The 15386-nt window shown below is 62.4% G+C and carries 18 protein-coding genes; 16 read left to right on the top strand and 2 right to left on the bottom strand.

The genetic code is table 11. The annotated features are described in order from the left end of the window. Positions 1-160: 160 nt before the first annotated feature. Positions 161-970: a carbohydrate-binding family 9-like protein gene (locus tag IRI77_RS15630; protein ID WP_194452973.1), complete on the bottom strand. Its 810-nt coding sequence runs from the start codon at positions 968-970 to the stop codon at positions 161-163. A gap of 127 nt (positions 971-1097) precedes the next feature. Between IRI77_RS15630 and IRI77_RS15625 the strand changes: the two genes are divergently transcribed. Next, positions 1098-1604 (top strand): DinB family protein, encoded by a 507-nt coding sequence (locus tag IRI77_RS15625; RefSeq protein WP_194452972.1) that lies wholly within the window; start codon positions 1098-1100, stop codon positions 1602-1604. A 60-nt stretch (positions 1605-1664) separates the two neighbouring features. After that, on the top strand, positions 1665-2531 hold the full coding sequence (locus IRI77_RS15620; protein ID WP_228486755.1) for an alpha/beta fold hydrolase: 867 nt from the start codon (positions 1665-1667) through the stop codon (positions 2529-2531). A gap of 32 nt (positions 2532-2563) precedes the next feature. On the opposite strand, the gene IRI77_RS15615 is transcribed toward IRI77_RS15620, so the two are convergent. Further along, on the bottom strand, positions 2564-3865 hold the full coding sequence (locus IRI77_RS15615; RefSeq protein ID WP_194452971.1) for an acetylxylan esterase: 1302 nt from the start codon (positions 3863-3865) through the stop codon (positions 2564-2566). A gap of 89 nt (positions 3866-3954) precedes the next feature. Between IRI77_RS15615 and IRI77_RS15610 the strand changes: the two genes are divergently transcribed. From IRI77_RS15610 to IRI77_RS15545, 14 genes are all read left to right on the top strand, one after another. Further along, a complete protein-coding gene (locus tag IRI77_RS15610) occupies positions 3955-4335 on the top strand; it encodes a ribosomal maturation YjgA family protein (protein WP_194452970.1) in 381 nt (126 codons plus the stop codon). A 226-nt stretch (positions 4336-4561) separates the two neighbouring features. After that, the gene (locus tag IRI77_RS15605) at positions 4562-5005 is read left to right on the top strand and encodes an RrF2 family transcriptional regulator (protein ID WP_194452969.1); all 444 of its coding nucleotides are present in this window, start codon (positions 4562-4564) and stop codon (positions 5003-5005) included. Then, positions 4996-5199: a hypothetical protein gene (locus tag IRI77_RS15600; RefSeq protein ID WP_194452968.1), complete on the top strand. Its 204-nt coding sequence runs from the start codon at positions 4996-4998 to the stop codon at positions 5197-5199. Before IRI77_RS15605 ends, IRI77_RS15600 begins: the two co-directional genes overlap by 10 nt. Continuing rightward, positions 5165-5665, top strand: a complete 501-nt coding sequence (locus IRI77_RS15595; protein ID WP_194452967.1) for a QcrA and Rieske domain-containing protein — start codon at positions 5165-5167, stop codon at positions 5663-5665. The genes IRI77_RS15600 and IRI77_RS15595 overlap by 35 nt, the downstream gene beginning before the upstream one ends. Next, the gene (locus IRI77_RS15590; RefSeq protein ID WP_194452966.1) at positions 5662-6933 is read left to right on the top strand and encodes a cytochrome b N-terminal domain-containing protein; all 1272 of its coding nucleotides are present in this window, start codon (positions 5662-5664) and stop codon (positions 6931-6933) included. Before IRI77_RS15595 ends, IRI77_RS15590 begins: the two co-directional genes overlap by 4 nt. A gap of 9 nt (positions 6934-6942) precedes the next feature. Then, on the top strand, positions 6943-8736 hold the full coding sequence (locus IRI77_RS15585) for a c-type cytochrome (protein ID WP_194452965.1): 1794 nt from the start codon (positions 6943-6945) through the stop codon (positions 8734-8736). Between the two features lie 16 nt (positions 8737-8752). Further along, positions 8753-10159 carry a cbb3-type cytochrome c oxidase subunit I gene (locus IRI77_RS15580; RefSeq protein ID WP_194452964.1) on the top strand — a complete coding sequence of 469 codons (1407 nt, stop codon included), beginning with the start codon at positions 8753-8755 and terminating at the stop codon, positions 10157-10159. A gap of 19 nt (positions 10160-10178) precedes the next feature. Further along, positions 10179-10748: a cbb3-type cytochrome c oxidase subunit II gene (locus tag IRI77_RS15575; RefSeq protein ID WP_194452963.1), complete on the top strand. Its 570-nt coding sequence runs from the start codon at positions 10179-10181 to the stop codon at positions 10746-10748. A gap of 9 nt (positions 10749-10757) precedes the next feature. Next, positions 10758-10934, top strand: coding sequence for a cbb3-type cytochrome oxidase assembly protein (locus tag IRI77_RS15570; RefSeq protein ID WP_194452962.1), 177 nt, complete (start codon positions 10758-10760; stop codon positions 10932-10934). Beyond that, positions 10931-11233, top strand: coding sequence for a hypothetical protein (locus IRI77_RS15565; protein WP_194452961.1), 303 nt, complete (start codon positions 10931-10933; stop codon positions 11231-11233). Before IRI77_RS15570 ends, IRI77_RS15565 begins: the two co-directional genes overlap by 4 nt. A 6-nt stretch (positions 11234-11239) precedes the next feature. Next, complete coding sequence (locus tag IRI77_RS15560; protein ID WP_194452960.1) at positions 11240-13174, top strand: FAD-dependent oxidoreductase; 1935 nt, start codon at positions 11240-11242, stop codon at positions 13172-13174. Then, positions 13171-13866, top strand: a complete 696-nt coding sequence (locus tag IRI77_RS15555) for a sulfite exporter TauE/SafE family protein (protein ID WP_194452959.1) — start codon at positions 13171-13173, stop codon at positions 13864-13866. Before IRI77_RS15560 ends, IRI77_RS15555 begins: the two co-directional genes overlap by 4 nt. After that, positions 13853-15190, top strand: a complete 1338-nt coding sequence (locus tag IRI77_RS15550) for a 4Fe-4S dicluster domain-containing protein (protein ID WP_194452958.1) — start codon at positions 13853-13855, stop codon at positions 15188-15190. Before IRI77_RS15555 ends, IRI77_RS15550 begins: the two co-directional genes overlap by 14 nt. Further along, on the top strand, positions 15187-15363 hold the full coding sequence (locus IRI77_RS15545) for a hypothetical protein (RefSeq protein WP_194452957.1): 177 nt from the start codon (positions 15187-15189) through the stop codon (positions 15361-15363). Before IRI77_RS15550 ends, IRI77_RS15545 begins: the two co-directional genes overlap by 4 nt. Positions 15364-15386: the final 23 nt, after the last annotated feature.

The raw sequence follows: 15386 nt of genomic DNA, 5'->3' as shown, positions 1-15386 counted from the left end.
AGGAAGCATCCGCGCTGCCGGCGCTCCGCGCGAATCCACTTCAGCGTCGCCTGGACGGACACGTTGCTTCGTTCAGCCACCTAGATCATATACAGCCAGTTGATCCGGTGCGGAGGCCCCATTAAGGGAGGAGGGCAGGGAAGCGCGAGGCCCACCGCTACTAGCGCCCCTCGCCCACCACTTGTGTCGAGAACGTCACGTAGGGAAACACCTCCGGAATGTGCGAGTCGTAATGTCCGTGCTGATTCCACGTCCACCCGGCGCAGGGATCCAGCACTTCACCATTTCGTCCGATCTTCTCAAACCGGCTGCAATCGATCCGCCACACATCACCGTCCTGCGGAGGCAGCGAACGCCCGTCGCGCAGCAACTCCAGTCCCTTCCAGGGAAACGCGAGTTCCGCCGTCCAACCCCGGTCTGTCTTGTCGCGACGGTTCACTACTCCGTCCACGTGCACGGCCGTCCGCAGGCCCGGGTAGTCCCAATCCAGGAACCCCCACCGCTCACCGCGCTCGTGCACATGCCCGCCCACTCCATCCAGCACCATGGTCCGCTGTGTGGCTGGATCGAACTCCGGCCGCCCGAAGTACTTCGATCCCGGCAGGAAGATATCCTTCCAAACCCAGAACACCTCATACACCGTGTTCAGGGCGTTCATCTCGAACTCGTAGTAGGCGTCCTTCGCACCAATGAACAGCTCGAGGTCGTTCTCTTCATAGATCTTCGAATCCCGCTCAGTGAGCGTGCCCCAGACGTCGTTCTCTTCCGCCCAGAAGCCGAAGTAGAGATTCTCGTCGTCCCACAGCAGCGCCGTGCGCGTGTCAAACCACGCCGGCTCCCCAGTGACGATATCCACAAACGGCGTCGATTTCGGGGCCGCCAGCCACGACGGCTCATTCAACTTGCCGTCTATCGTGAGAGGTCCATTGGCCCGGTAGCAGGTGTAGCGCGCAGGTTCGAAAGGGTACATGGGTTGCTCTCGAATTATAGGCCGAACGCCTGTACGGCCGTCACCCGCGGTGTCTGCTTCCTATGTGTAAACAGATCAGGCGTCGGCTCGGAAAATCTTGACCGGTTAGTACAAAATAGGAGCAGATATGCCGGAAGCACCAGATCACCACCTGCTGGACGCCCTGCTCGACTCCTGGGACCGCAACAACACGATTCTGCTGAACCTCCTCCGAGCCGTCCCGCCGGGTGGTCTGGACGCTCGCGCCATGCCCGGCAGCCACACGGTCTCCGAGATGTTCACCCACCTCCACCACGAGCGCATGGTATCCGTTCTCGAAGAAGCTCCCGAGTGCGCGGGCCAGGTGCCAACCCAGGAGTGGCTCCCTGAGCCCGACCCCAACCGCATTGCGCAAATGCTGGTGGAGAGCGCACAGCGAGTTCGTGATGCCGTCCGGGGCAGGGTAGAGTCCAGCCGTCCCCTGGACCTTCACTACGACCACCCGATCCTCCTCCTGCAACTCCTGATCTTCCACGAGTCCTACCACCACGGCCAGATCAAGCTGGCCCTCAAGCTCGCCGGACGTCCAATCTCCGACGACGTGGCCGGCCCGCTCACTTGGGACGTGTGGAGGCGCAAGCGCAGTAGCAACTAGCTGGGCATGCGCCCCGTGCCGGGCCTGTGCATTCTTGCTGAGAGGGGAGACTCCTGACTCGTGAATTCGAAGCCGACGATAAATAGCAGTCTTGCCGCCGCCGGCGATGCCACGCTGTTTACCGAAAGCGTGGGCGATCGTTCCGCGCCACCTGTCCTCCTCATCATGGGGGCGATGGCTTCCGGTGTGTGGTGGCCTCGCGCCTTCTGCACGGAGTTGGCCAGTCGAGGCCGCTTCGTGATCCGCTACGATCACCGCGACACGGGCCGCTCCACCAGCTATGGACCCGGCGGAGCCACTTACTCGACCGAAACCCTCGCCGACGACGCGCTTTCCGTGCTCGATGCTTACAGGATCCCTTGTGCCCACTTCGTCGGCATGTCCCTAGGGGGGTATTTGAGCCAGTTGGCTGCGCTCAAAGCGCCGGGCCGAGTCCAATCCATGACGCTCGTCGCTTCTGAGCGCCTGGCGCCGGCCGATCCCGCCATGCCAACAATGGATCCACGGATACTGGCCTATCACAGCCGCTCTGCGGAACTCGACTGGACCGACCGTCAGGCCGTCCTGGAGTATCAGGTCGGCGCTTGGCGGCTGCTCAACGGGTCCGCCCACCAGTTTGATGAGGCGTTCATTCGCAGCTTGGCCGAGGAAGACTGGGATCGGACCGCCAATCCGCTCTCGGCCTTCAATCACGCAGGGCTCAATGAGGCGACAGCCTGGCTCGGCCGCCTGGAAGAAATCCAGGCGCCGGTGCTGATCATCCATGGCACGGAGGATCCGGTGCTCCCCTATGCGCATGGGCTGGCTCTCAATTCCGCATTGCGAAATAGTCGCTTGCTCACCCTGCAGGGGTCGGGGCACGAACTGCACCCTCAGGATTGGCCGGTCATTCTCGACGCCATCATCGAACACACGGCCGTACGATAAGCGACGCCCCGCGCAAAGCAGGGCGCTTCTCTTTACTGTCCCGCCGCGTGCAGAAACGCCAGCAACCACACCTGCACCTCGGCCACCTGCTCCGGCACATTGTTATGCCCCGTCTCCAGCGCCAGCATCAGCTTCTTCTGCCCGGGAATCACGTTATACGCGGAATACATCGACGTCGGGGGGCACGTCTCATCATTGAAGCCCCAGGAGTACAGCCCGGGCACCTTCACCCGCCGCGCGAAGTTGACGACATCGTAGTAGCGCGAAGTCTCGATCTTGTCCTGCGACCGGTGAGCGGCCGGACCTTCGGTAGCGCGGAACATGTGCGGCCATCCGCCAGCCCGGTTCTGCAGGTACCCGGTGACATCCGAGAGCGCCGGGTAGTACGCAGCCAAGCCCTTGACCCGCGGATCCAGCGCCGCTGTCACAATCGACAACGCTCCACCCTGGCTGCCGCCCGTCACCACCAGGTGCTCGCCATCCCACTTCGGAAGGCTGGTCAGGTAATCATTGGCGCGGACACATCCGAGATACACACGCCGGAAGTAATACCGGTCCCGGTTGTCGAGCCCAAACACGCTGTAGTTCGCCAGCGCCCCGGAGCCCAGCGAGTCGTACACCGGCTGGTCCATCGTCACCGGAATCCCGTGGATCCCCACCTGCAGCGTGATCACGCCGCGAGCCGCCATCTCCGCCATGCCGCGATAAGGCCGGACACCGGCGCCCGGCACACTCAGCAGCGCCGGATACTTGCCCGGAGCCTTGGGCTCGCACAGCACTCCATAGAACCGTGACGGGGCGTTCCCCATCCCCACGTTTTGCAGATTCACCTGATAGCAGTCGGCCTGCGCATTGCCATACTCGGGCAGAGGCGTGATCCTGGCATCGATCGGCAACTTGGCCAGCGCGGCCTTGCCTGCCGCCCAGAACTCATCGAAATCGGCCGGATCCTTCTGCGTAGGCTTGATCGATTCCGGCTGGAAAGCAGCGGTCGCCAAGCCCCGGTAAGTCTTCCCGTTCTTCTCCACCGTGGCGATGCACCGCAGAAAGCCGGGTTCGTTCATCGTCCCGCCCTCCACCGTCAGGCTCTCGGCTGTGATCGTCGCCGTCTGGTCGATCTTCGGCGGCATCATCTCCGGGCCGATGCGGTAAGTCACCTTTACTCCGCTGAGCGAATGGCCATCCTGCACAGCCGTGATCTGGAACTTCACGGGCTTGCCGGGTTCATAGCGCCAGTCCGTATGGTCGGTGGCGACGCGAACCTGAATCGTGCCGACCCGATCCTGGGCGGCAAGGGAGAAGGCAAGTAGGGAGAGAAGTGCAAGTCGAAGCATGTCTAGACCTAACACAATATCGCGGTCGGCCCTCCCTGTGTTCCTTGCCCAATCCACGCCGGCCGGCCCCGGCACCGTAAACTACCCACATGTCCCTTCGCCCGTCGCCCCGAGCCGTCTGGGCCCTCACCCTCTGCGCCATTATTGCGGCCGGAATCCTCTCCCGCCTGCATCAGACAGGCTTCGTCCTGATCGATAAGTATCTTGGCGACGCCCTCTATGCCGCCATGTTTTACGTCCTCCTCCGGCCATTCTGGAAGCCCTCGACCACCGCGATCTACGCCATGGCGGCCATGACTGCCATCGAACTCTTCCAACTCACCCGGATCCCCGCCCAACTCCTCACCAGCGAACACGGTCTGGTGCGAATCGTGGCCCGTCTCCTTGGTACCCAGTTCAGCTTCCTCGACCTCCTGGCCTACGCGATAGGCATCGGCTGCATCTACCGGGCCGACATAGCCCAAAGCTGAGTCCTCAAGCTATCCAAACGGCCTCCCCTGGCGTTCCCGAAGGCCCGCACCTGCCAAATCGACCGCCCGATAAACCAAACCAAAAAGTCAAATTTAAGTGTCTTTAGTCATGTCGATCTGTCCCGAATCTTTCTGTATCTTCTCGTCAATATTTAAGTAAACAAGGTCTCAAAAACTCTATTGACAATACCGGAGAAAAAGACTCTAATTTATCAAGGTTCTGCCAATGCAGTTGACGCGCGCAGCCGATTACGCAGTCCGGGTGATGCTCCACCTGGCCTCCGTTCCCGTTGGCGGACGCGTCACCCTCACTGAGTTCGCGAACTTCGGCGATGCCCCCGAAGCCTTCCTCAGCAAAGTCCTCCAGGCCCTCACACGCGCCGGGCTCACTCTCTCGCATCGCGGAGTCTCCGGAGGCTACACCCTGGCCAAGCCGGCCGAGTCCATCACGCTCCTCGACGTCGTCGAAGCCCTGGAAGGCCCCCTCCAACTCAACGTCTGCATTGGCCCCGAAGGATTCTGCGGGCGCAGCGACTGGTGTAGCGTCCATTTGGTCTGGCAGGAGGCCCAGGACGCCCTGACCGCCGTCCTCCGCGCTCACACAATTGCTGCCCTCGCCGCCCGGACCCCGGCCACTGGCCCAATCTGCGGGGTACCCAAGTGGAGCTGACCTGGGTCGCCCTCGCCGCCAGCCTCTTCATGGGCCTGGGCGCCGCGTGTGTCTTTGTCTTTGCCGTGAAACGCGACTATTTTCGTGACCTCGAAGACGCCAAGTATCAGGTCTTCTGGTCGGACATTCAAGAACTGGTAGATCAACCCAAGGAGTCGGATGAAGATGGCGGGAAATCCCAAATTCGCTCATAACAAGGATGCGGCCGGCGAGCCGGGTGTGAACCGGCGCCGCATGCTTGCCTGGTTCAGTGGTTTTGGACTGTTTGGCTCGGCGATCCTGAGCGCGTTTTCGAATCTCGTGTTCATCAAACCGCGCGCCACCTACGGGCAGCCCCAACGGTTCAACATCGGCAAGCCGGAGGAGTTCCCCTCCGGTACACGCATGGCCCTCGATACCCGCCGTGTGTGCGTCGTGCGGGAAGGCGACAAGGTCGCCGCCATTTCCACCACCTGCACCCACCTCGGCTGCATCGTCAGCGTCGCCGACACAGGCTTCGCCTGCCCCTGCCACGGGTCGCGTTACGACCAGGATGGCAACGTCACAGGCGGTCCCGCCCCCAAGGCCCTCCCCTGGTACAAGGTGAGCCTTGCCCCCAACGGCGAAATCGAGATCGACAAGGACACTGAGGTCGAGCCCGGGAGCTACCTGAACGTATGAGCCAGGCAGTCAAACCCCCTTCGCTGTGGACGAACATGCGGGAACTGCCGGCTAACGTCTGGCACTCGCTGTTTCGCAACCCGCTTCCTACAGACGATCTGCAGCGCTCTTCCACCAGCTTCACCAACTTCTTCCTTCACATCCACCCTGTGAAGGTGAACAAGAACACGCTCCGGCCCATCTACACCATGGGCCTGGGCCTCATGTCCTTCTTCCTGTTCCTCATCCTGGTCGTCACCGGCGTCCTGTTGATGTTCTACTACGTGCCGTCCACCACGCAGGCCTACGACCGCATGCTGGACCTGCGCGGCACAGTCGCCTTCGGCATCTTCCTGCGTAACATGCACCGCTGGTCCGCTCATGGAATGGTCGGCGTCGTTGTCCTCCACATGTGCCGTGTCTTCTTCACCGGCTCCTACAAGAAGCCCCGCGAGTTCAACTGGGTCATCGGCGTCCTGCTCTTTCTACTCACCCTCTTCTCCAGCTTCACCGGCTACCTGCTGCCCTGGGATCAGCTTGCCTTCTGGGCGATCACGGTCGGCACCTCCATCGCCGCGTACGCTCCCGTCGTCGGCAAGGACATCCAGTTCCTGATGCTCGGTGACGCCACTGTTGGCCAGGAGGCGCTCCTTCGCTTCTATGTCCTCCACGTAGCGGTCCTGCCGGTCATCGTTACCCTGCTCGTCGCCATCCACTTCTGGCGCATCCGCAAGGACGGCGGCCTGTCCCGCCCCGAAGAGACCGCCACGCCCGTCGCCGTCAGCGTCAAAGCCGTCGAGCTCTCCAAGAACAAGACCTATGGCCTGCAGGGCTTCGTTCGCGGACCCTTCACCAAGATCGGCAACACCCCCGACAACTCGGTCTTCGCCTGGCCCAACCTGCTCATCGCAGAGCTGTTCGTGTTCATCCTGACCCTCGCCGCCATCCTCACGCTCTCCATGATGTTCAACGCACCACTGGAAGAGCCCGTCAACGTCATGCATCCGCCGAATCCGGCCAAGGCACCGTGGTACTTCCTGGGCCTGCAGGAGATGGTCAGCTACTCCGCCTTCTGGGGCGGCGTCGGCATCCCCACCATCTTCGTCCTGCTCTTATTGGGAACCCCCTATCTCGACCGCCGCACTGCCGGCGTCGGCAAGTGGTTCGCCCGCGAGCGCCTGCTCGCCAATACGATCTTCATGACTTTCCTGATCGTCAACGTAGTGTTCGTCATCATCGGGACCTTCTTCCGGGGGCCCAACTGGGAGTTCGTCTCCCCTTGGAAATGAGGTGAAATCATGAGACTCGCACTTGCTATCGCCAGTTTCGTGGTCCTCATCGTCCACGGGCTCGTCTTCTACCAGCAGTTCTTCCACAAGTGGGAGAACTACCAGACCGCTTACTTTGACCAGGCGCGCGCCCTCTCCAAGACCGACGCCGAGAAGGCCGCTCTCACCGCGCGTTCACCCCGCATCGAGCAGTCCCTCGTCACCAAGTTTGGTGACAACCGCGTCGATCGCTGCATCACCTGCCACCTGGCGATGGACGATCCCCGCTTTAAGGATCATGCCCAGCCGCTGCGCACCCACCCCTACACCGCCGGCATGGGCGATGTCCTGGTCAACGGCAAATGGGAACGCCGCCACAAGTTCGCCGACTTCGGTTGCACCGTCTGCCACGACGGCCAGGGCCGCGGTCTGCAGGAACACTACAGCCACGGCGAGGATGAGTACTGGCCAGATCCCCTCGCCGGCTACATCGTCCAGGCCAATTGGCGCAAGGACTTCTCCACCAAGCTGAAGGGCAAGGACTACATGCAGTCCAACTGCGCCCAGTGCCACACCGAAGAGAACTTCGCCGGCACCGCGCTGGTCGACCGCGGACGCAAACTCTTCTTCGCCAACAACTGCTATGGCTGCCACCGCATCGAAGGGCTCTCCGAAGGCACCCTCGGCCCGGATCTCTCCGAAGTCGGCAAGAAGTTCAAGATCGACTACCTCTGGGAGTCCATCGTCGAACCGCGCGCCAACCTCGCCACCTCGTTCATGCCGCAGTTCCATCTCAATGAGACGGACGTCAAGGCGCTGGTCATCTTCCTCAAGAGCCGCCGCGGCGTCAACTTCTCTGAGACCTCCCTCCAGCGCTACCGCGCCTCGCTCAACGCCAAACGGCCGCCGGAAGGCGCCGCTGAACCCGTGGTCCTGCAGGGCGCCGCGCTGATCTCATCTGGCGAAAAACTGGTCACCGACCACGCTTGCACCGCCTGCCACAAGCTCGGCTCGCGCGACGGCGGCATCGCCCCCGACCTCAGCTTCGAAGGCCTCATGAAGAATGAGTCCTGGATCCTCGACCACTTCAAGAACCCGCCGTCGAAGATCCCCGATTCCATCATGCCGACCTTCCGCTTCCCGGCAGCCGACTTCCAGGCCATGAGCACCTACCTGGCCAGCCTGAAGACTCCTCCGCCGATGCCCACGCCGGCCGATACCTTCAAGGAACTCTGCCAACGCTGCCACGGCGAAAAAGGCGACGGCCACGGCCCCATCGCCATCTACCTCGATCCCTATCCCCGCGACCTCACCAAGGCCGGTTTCATCAACAGCAAGCCCGTCGAGCGCCTCCAAAGCTCCATCAAGAACGGCGTCGCCGGCACCTCCATGCCCTCCTGGGGCCAGGTGCTCAACGACACCCAGATCCAGGGCGTGCTCCAGTACGTCTTCACCACCTATACCAAGGAGCCGCGCAAGGAAATCACCGCCCGCAAGGTGCCGGAGAAGAACCCGGTCACTACCAGTGCGGAGTCCATGGCCCGCGGCGAAGACACCTTCGTCCGCCGCTGCTCCGGTTGCCACGGCCGCAAGGCCGACGGCAAGGGTCCGAACTCGCTCGACATCCTGCCGCGGCCCCGCAACCTGCGCAACACGGCCTTTGTCGACAGCGTCTCCGACCGCCGGTTGTTCGAGTCCATTCTCTACGGCGTGCAAGGCTCCGCCATGCCGTCGTGGATCGATTACGGTCTGTCCCAGAACGAAGTTGGCGACCTGGTCAACTTCATCCGCGGCATCAATGCCCGGAGTGCCGCCCGCAAGTAGTTCATGAGGAGTATCAATGCCTGAGGAAATCAATAAGAGCGTCGATACGCGCTCCTCGGCGGCCTCCGGGCCGGCCCTGGTGCACGACGACACAACCGCGAAATGGTTCCTGATCAGTTCCATCGCCTACTTCTTCATCGTCGGGATCATCGCCGTCACCATTGCCGCCAAGTTCGTCTGGCCCAGCTTGTTGGGGACGGTGCAGTACCTCACTTACGGCCGCCTGCGCCCGCTGCACGTCAACGGCATGCTGTTCGGCTGGCTGCTGGCAGCCGACATGGGCCTCTCGTTCTTCATGGTGCCCCGGCTCTGTGCCGTCAAGCTGTGGAGTGAGAAGCTCGGTGTCGCCACGGCCATCCTCTGGAACGCCATCATCCTCGGAGCGGTCGTATCTCTCCTCATGGGCTGGAACCAGGGTCTGGAGTATGCGGAACTGCCCATGCCGCTCGACATCGCCGTCGTCGTGGCCTGGATCATGTTCGGCGTGAACATCTTCATGACCATCGCCTCCCGTAAGTACGACCAGATGTACGTCTCCATCTGGTACATCATGGGCACCATCCTCTGGACTGCCTTTGTCTACCTCACGGGCAACTTCGCCGTCCTCTTCGCCACCGGCACCAATCAGGCCAACCTCAACTGGATGTACGTCCACAACGCCGTGGGCCTGATCTTTACCCCGGTCGGCCTGGCCATCGCCTACTACTTCATCCCGAAGGCCTCCAACACGCCGCTCTACAGCCACAAGCTCTCCATGATCGGCTTCTGGTCGCTGGCCTTCGTCTATGTCTGGACCGGCGCCCACCACATGCTCCACGGACCCATCTCCCAGTGGCTGCAGACCATCTCCATCGCCTTCTCTGTCATGCTCCTCATCCCGGTCTGGGCCGTGGTCTACAACTTCTTCGCCACCATGAAGGGCCAGTGGCACCAGCTCAAGGACAACGTCCCCCTCAAGTTCCTCATGTCGGGCGTCGTCTTCTATCTGCTCACCTGCTTCCAGGGACCCATGCACAGCCTCCGTACCGTGAACGCCATCGTCTCCAAGACCGACTGGATTCCCGGCCACGCCCACATGGCTGTCCTTGGCGCCTTCAGCTTCTTCGCCATCGCCGGCTGCTACCACATGATCCCCAGGGCCTTCAAGACCACCATCTTCTCCGAGGCGCTCGCCAACTGGAGCTTCTGGTTCCTCATGTTCGGCGGCTTGGGCTTCTTCGTCACCCTCTGGCTCGGCGGCTTCTGGCAGGGCTGGCAATGGAACAACCCCTCCATTCCGTTCATCGACACCGTCATCGCGCTGAAGCCCGTCTGGATCGTCCGGTTCTTCTCCGGCATCCTCATGTTCCTCGGCATCGTCAGCTTCGGCTACAACATCATGGCAACCATCCTCGGGGCGAAGGACCGGCCCGCGGCCGCTTAGTCCGCAAGGAGCAACGAATATGCTAAGAAAAGCGGATTCCAGTTTCGGCTTCGCCATCGGCGCGGCGCTTCTCTTCTTCTTCATCGGCGGCACCCTCACCACCATCGTTCCGCCGCTGGTCGACAAGACCTGGAGCAAGCCGTTCGAGAACAACGATCCCTCCAAGGGCCCCACCGGCAAACTCAAGCCCTACACCGAAATCGAGCTCAAAGGGCGCGCCGTCTACGTGCGCGAAGGTTGCTGGTACTGCCATACCCAGCAGACCCGCACCCTGCTGGCCGACACCAAACGCTCCGGCTGGAAGGGTGTCGATTCCCCCATCTCTACCCCCGACGAGTTCGTCTACGACACGCCGCATATGTTCGGCACCAAGCGCACCGGCCCCGACCTCTCCCGCGTCGGCGGTAAGTACGACAGCCAGTGGCATCGCACTCACTTCCGCAACCCGCGGGACCTCGTGCCAGGTTCCATCATGCCGCCCTTCCCCTGGATCGCCGAGAATCCCGAGGAACTGCGCGCCCTCACCGCCTACATCCAGACCCTCGGCCGCTCCAAGAACTGGCGGCCTGATAACGACTACGAGAAATAGAGGCACACTATGCAGGATTACGTTTACCCCAGCATCTATTTCTCCTACTCGCTCTTTGCCCTCCTCGCCGGCGGCGCCCTCTACTTCTTCGTGAAGTCGCTCAAGCACGGCTACCTTGGCAAGGACAGCGAGGAACCCAAGTACAGAATGCTCCACGACGACGAACAGCCGGAGGTTCGCAAATGAGTGACAAGAAGAACGAACTTAAGGAATACGCGGGCGGCTGGATCACGGAACGCAAGGGCACAGAGGTGCCCGGCTTCCTCAAGGTCGCGTTCCCCATCATCGGCCTGGGCTGCGCGTCCTACCTCATCTTCTTCATGAACGGCGAAATCCATCATGAAGATCGCGGCCCGCTCGTGCAGAAGATGAATCAGGCCACGACCTCGGCCGACGGTCTGATGTACTTCGTCGCCGCTCTGGCGCTGATCTTCGTCGTCACCGTCGTGCTCTTCGCCATTCGCAAATCCGATCACCACGAGTAAGTTGGTATGAACAACGGCTTCTACCAGATTCGGGTTCCTGACCCGACTGACTACTGGGTGGAAATGGTGAAATGCCGCCATGCCTGCCCCGTGCACACCGATGCGTGCGGCTACGTCAACGCCATCGCCGAGGGCCGCTACGAGGACGGTTATCGCATCGCGCGCGCCACCAATCCGTTCGCTTCCATCTGCGGACGGGTCTGTGGCGCGCCCTGCGAAGCCAACTGCCGCCGCGGTGACCTCGACGAACCCGTTTCCATCCGCGCCCTCAAGCGCTTCGTCACCACACAGTTCGGTCCCGAAACCGGCGACTACGCCATGCACCGGGACGCCTGTAACAAGGCCATGCTGCCGCCCAACAGAGGCGACTACGAACGCATTGCCGTTGTCGGCGCCGGAGTCTCCGGCCTCACCGTGGCCCACGACCTCGCCCAGATCGGCTACAAAGTTACCGTCTTCGAAGCCGACTCCGAACCCGGCGGCATGCTCACCGTCGGCGTCCCCATCTTTCGCCTGCCGCGCGATCTGGTCCGCCACGAGATCCAGGCCATCCTCTCGCTCGGCGTCGACCTGAAATGCAATATGCGGCTCGGCCGCGACTTCACCATCCAGAGCCTGCGCGACGATGGCTTCCGGGCCATCTTCCTCGGCATCGGCCTGCCCAAGGGCCGTCGCCTCCAGTTGCCCGGCGGCGAAACCGAAGGCGTTTACGACGGCATGGACTTCCTGCGTGCCTTCAACGCCGGTACGCCCCTGCCGCTCGGCAAACGCATTGTCGTCATCGGCGGCGGCAATGTCGCCTATGACGTAGCCCGTTCCGCTGTCCGTCCCTTCGAAGCCATGCAGAAGGGCGAGGCGCTCGCCGAGATGGAGCGCGGCGAACAGGTCGCCTACGACGTGGCCCGCTCCGCTCTCCGCATGAGCGGTGACAAGGAAGTCCACGTCGTCTGCCTCGAGTCCCGCGCTGAAATGCCCGCCGACGAAATCGAAGTCGAGGAAGGTGCCGAAGAAGGCATCCGCCTTCACAACAGCCGCGGCCCCCGCGAGGTGCTCAGCGAGAACGGCCGGGTCACCGGACTCCGCGTCGTCACCTGCACCTCTGTCTTCAACACCGAAGGCCGCTTCAGCCCCACCTTCGACGAAGCTCAGGTCGAGGACATCCACGCCGACACGGTCCTTTTCGCCATCGGCCAGACTTCCGATCTTTCGTTCCTCGCGCCCGAAGACGGCGTGGAGAGCGATCGCGGCCTCATTAAAGTGAACCGCGAAACTTACCAGACCACGGCGCCCGACGTGTTCGCCTGCGGCGACATCGCCCACGGACCGCGCCTCTTTATCGATGCCATCGCCTCGGCCCAGATCGCTGCCCGGTCCATGCACGACTTCCTCCGCGGCACCCGCACCGATATTGCCCTACGCAAGAATTGGAAGCCGGCCAATTACGCCATGGCGGAAGGCTGGCAACGCTTCGAGCGCGCGAATCCGCCTGCGCTCGAAAGCAGCAGGCGCGCCTCCTCGATGGAGATCGTGGAGGAGGTCTACCCCGAGCAAGAGGCGCGCCATCAGGCGGCCCGCTGCCTGCGCTGCAACGTCAACACCATCTTCGATACCTCCATCTGTGTCGCCTGCAACGGCTGCGTCGACGTCTGTCCGGAAAACCTCATCCGCCTCGTCGGCCTCAGCCAGCTCATCTCCGATCCCAATTATCTGGAGATGGCCGCCGATGCGCTTCTCGTTCCGGCGGATCAGGTGAAAGACTTGCCCGCTGAAGAACTCGACGCTCTGGGCGGCGTCATGATGAAGGACGAAACCACGTGCATCCGCTGCGCCATGTGCGCCAGCCGCTGCCCGACCCATGCCATCACGATGAAGCATTTCGAGTTCTACCGCGAGTGCGTCTCGGTGCCCACGCAGAACACGAAGATTCTGTACTCAAGATGAACCCCCTCGACCTGGCAGTGCCCCTCGGCTTCGGAATCGTCTCAAGCCTCCACTGCTCGCAGATGTGCGGTCCCATAGTCCTGTCTTATTCACTTTCGGGGGGAGGACGGCCGGCGTCTCATGTGCTGTACAACGCCGGCCGCATCCTGACTTACGCCCTGCTCGGCGCGCTCGCCGGAGCCGCCGGCAACGCTGTAGGGCTCCTCGGCCGCCTCGCCGGTTTCGAGCGCACCACCGCCCTCGTCGCCGGCGCCCTCATGATCCTCGCCGGCATCCTCATGTCGCCGCTACTGCCGAAATCCGGTCTCGTCCGCATCGAGCGCTTCGGCATCAGCCGCCACTTCAACCGTTTCCTCGGCCCGCTCTTCCGCTCCCCGCGGCCCATCGCCCGGCTCGCCTTGGGAGCCATCATGGGCTTCCTGCCCTGCGGCCTGCTCTATGCCGCCGTCCTGCAGGCGGCCGCCACCGGTTCCGCCCTCCACGGTGCCTTTTCCATGGCCGCCTTCGGCCTCGGCACCGCCGTCTGCCTGCTCGCCATCGGCCTCTTCTCCACCAGCATCGGAGCACGCCTGGGCCGCTGGAATCTTCTCCTCCCCGCCATCAGCATGGTCATCATGGGCGTCTTCCTGCTGTGGCGCGGTCTCATGCCCGGTCCTGCAATGTCGATGGGCAACTGCCATGGCCACTCCTGAAATCTCCAACAAGCCGCCAAAGTCCTGCGGCCACAACGCCGGCCCGCCACCCCCGCGGCCCCACTACCACCGGGTTCGCAAACTCGTTCACCTCACCTGCTTCCTCATCTTTGTCCTGCTGCCGTTCTTTAACGTGATGCGCTTTGACATCCCCCGTCAGCGCTTCTACTTCGCCGGTTACGAACTCCTCATCAGCGAATTCGGCATCATCTTCTTCGCGCTCATGTTCCTGATGTTCGTCATCGTCGTCTCCTCGGTAGTTTACGGACGAATCTATTGCGGCTATATGTGCCCGCAGATGATCTTCAGTGAAGCCAGTCTCGAAACGGAATCCTGGATTAAGCGCAAGGTCACCAAGCACTTCATCAAGTGGCCCGCGCCGCGCCGCAACCTCCTCGCCCGCGGCCTCTTCTACGCCATCGTCGGCGTGGCCAGCGTCTTCCTGTCCTTCATCTTCATCTCCTACTTCGTGACACCCTCTGACCTCATCCGCCGCCTCGCCAGCTTGGACATGCACACCGCCGGCGGCATCTCCGGCGCCGTCGTCACCCTCATCACCTTCCTCGACTTCACCCTCCTCCGCCAGCGCTTCTGCACCACCGTCTGCCCCTACGGTTACCTCCAGGGCATGCTTGGCGATGGCAACACCCTCCTCGTCACCTATCGCGACGAGAACCACGAATGCATCGAGTGCAAGAAGTGCGTCCGCGACTGCCTGATGGGCATCGACATCCGCAAATCGCCCTACCAGATCGAGTGCGTCCACTGCGGCGAGTGCATCGACTCCTGCGCCGACATCCTTGGCAAGCTGGGCAAAGAGGGGCTCATCCACTACACCTGGGGCGAAACCGGTAAAGTTGTCGAGACCGAGACCGCCTGGTACCGTAAGCTCGGCATCCGCGACTCCAAACGCGTCGTCGTGCTCCTCGTTACCCTCTTCTATCTCTCCGGACTCTACGTCGCCCTCTCCATGCGCCGCACCATCCTGGTGCAACTCCAGCCCGTCCGTACCAGCATGTTCCGCCTCGGCGACGACGGCACGGTCTACAATACCTTCCGCGTCAAACTGGCCAACCGCGGCTCCAGCGACGCCAGCGTCTCCTTCTGGCTGGAGGGCCTCCCCTCCGGCTCCCTGACTCTCCAGCCCAGTCCCGTCCCCCTCAAGGCTGGCGAAACCATAGACCGTCAGTTCGAGGTCTCAGCCCGGCCCTTCACTGGTGCCAACGAAGTGAACCGCTTCCGCATCTTCGCCTCCACCGGCGAGAAGGATCCGGAAGTGTTCGACGAAACCTTCCTTATGCCGCAGGAGAAGAAATCCAAATGACCCCGAAACCAACTCGCGCCGGCTGGCCCTTTCTGCCCAAGTTCCTGGGCTTCATCATGTTCCTCTTCGTCGGGATCCTCATCGCCACTTACCTCATTGCCCGCGAAGCTGACCCCGTTATCCTCGACGACCACGGCAACTACCGCTCCGGCGGCCACGGCTCGGCTCGCTGATGAACTGCGACCTCTGCGGTCTC

The sequence above is a fragment of the Paludibaculum fermentans genome (assembly GCF_015277775.1).
Classification (GTDB): domain Bacteria; phylum Acidobacteriota; class Terriglobia; order Bryobacterales; family Bryobacteraceae; genus Paludibaculum; species Paludibaculum fermentans.
This window is presented reverse-complemented; position numbering and strand designations above follow the sequence as displayed.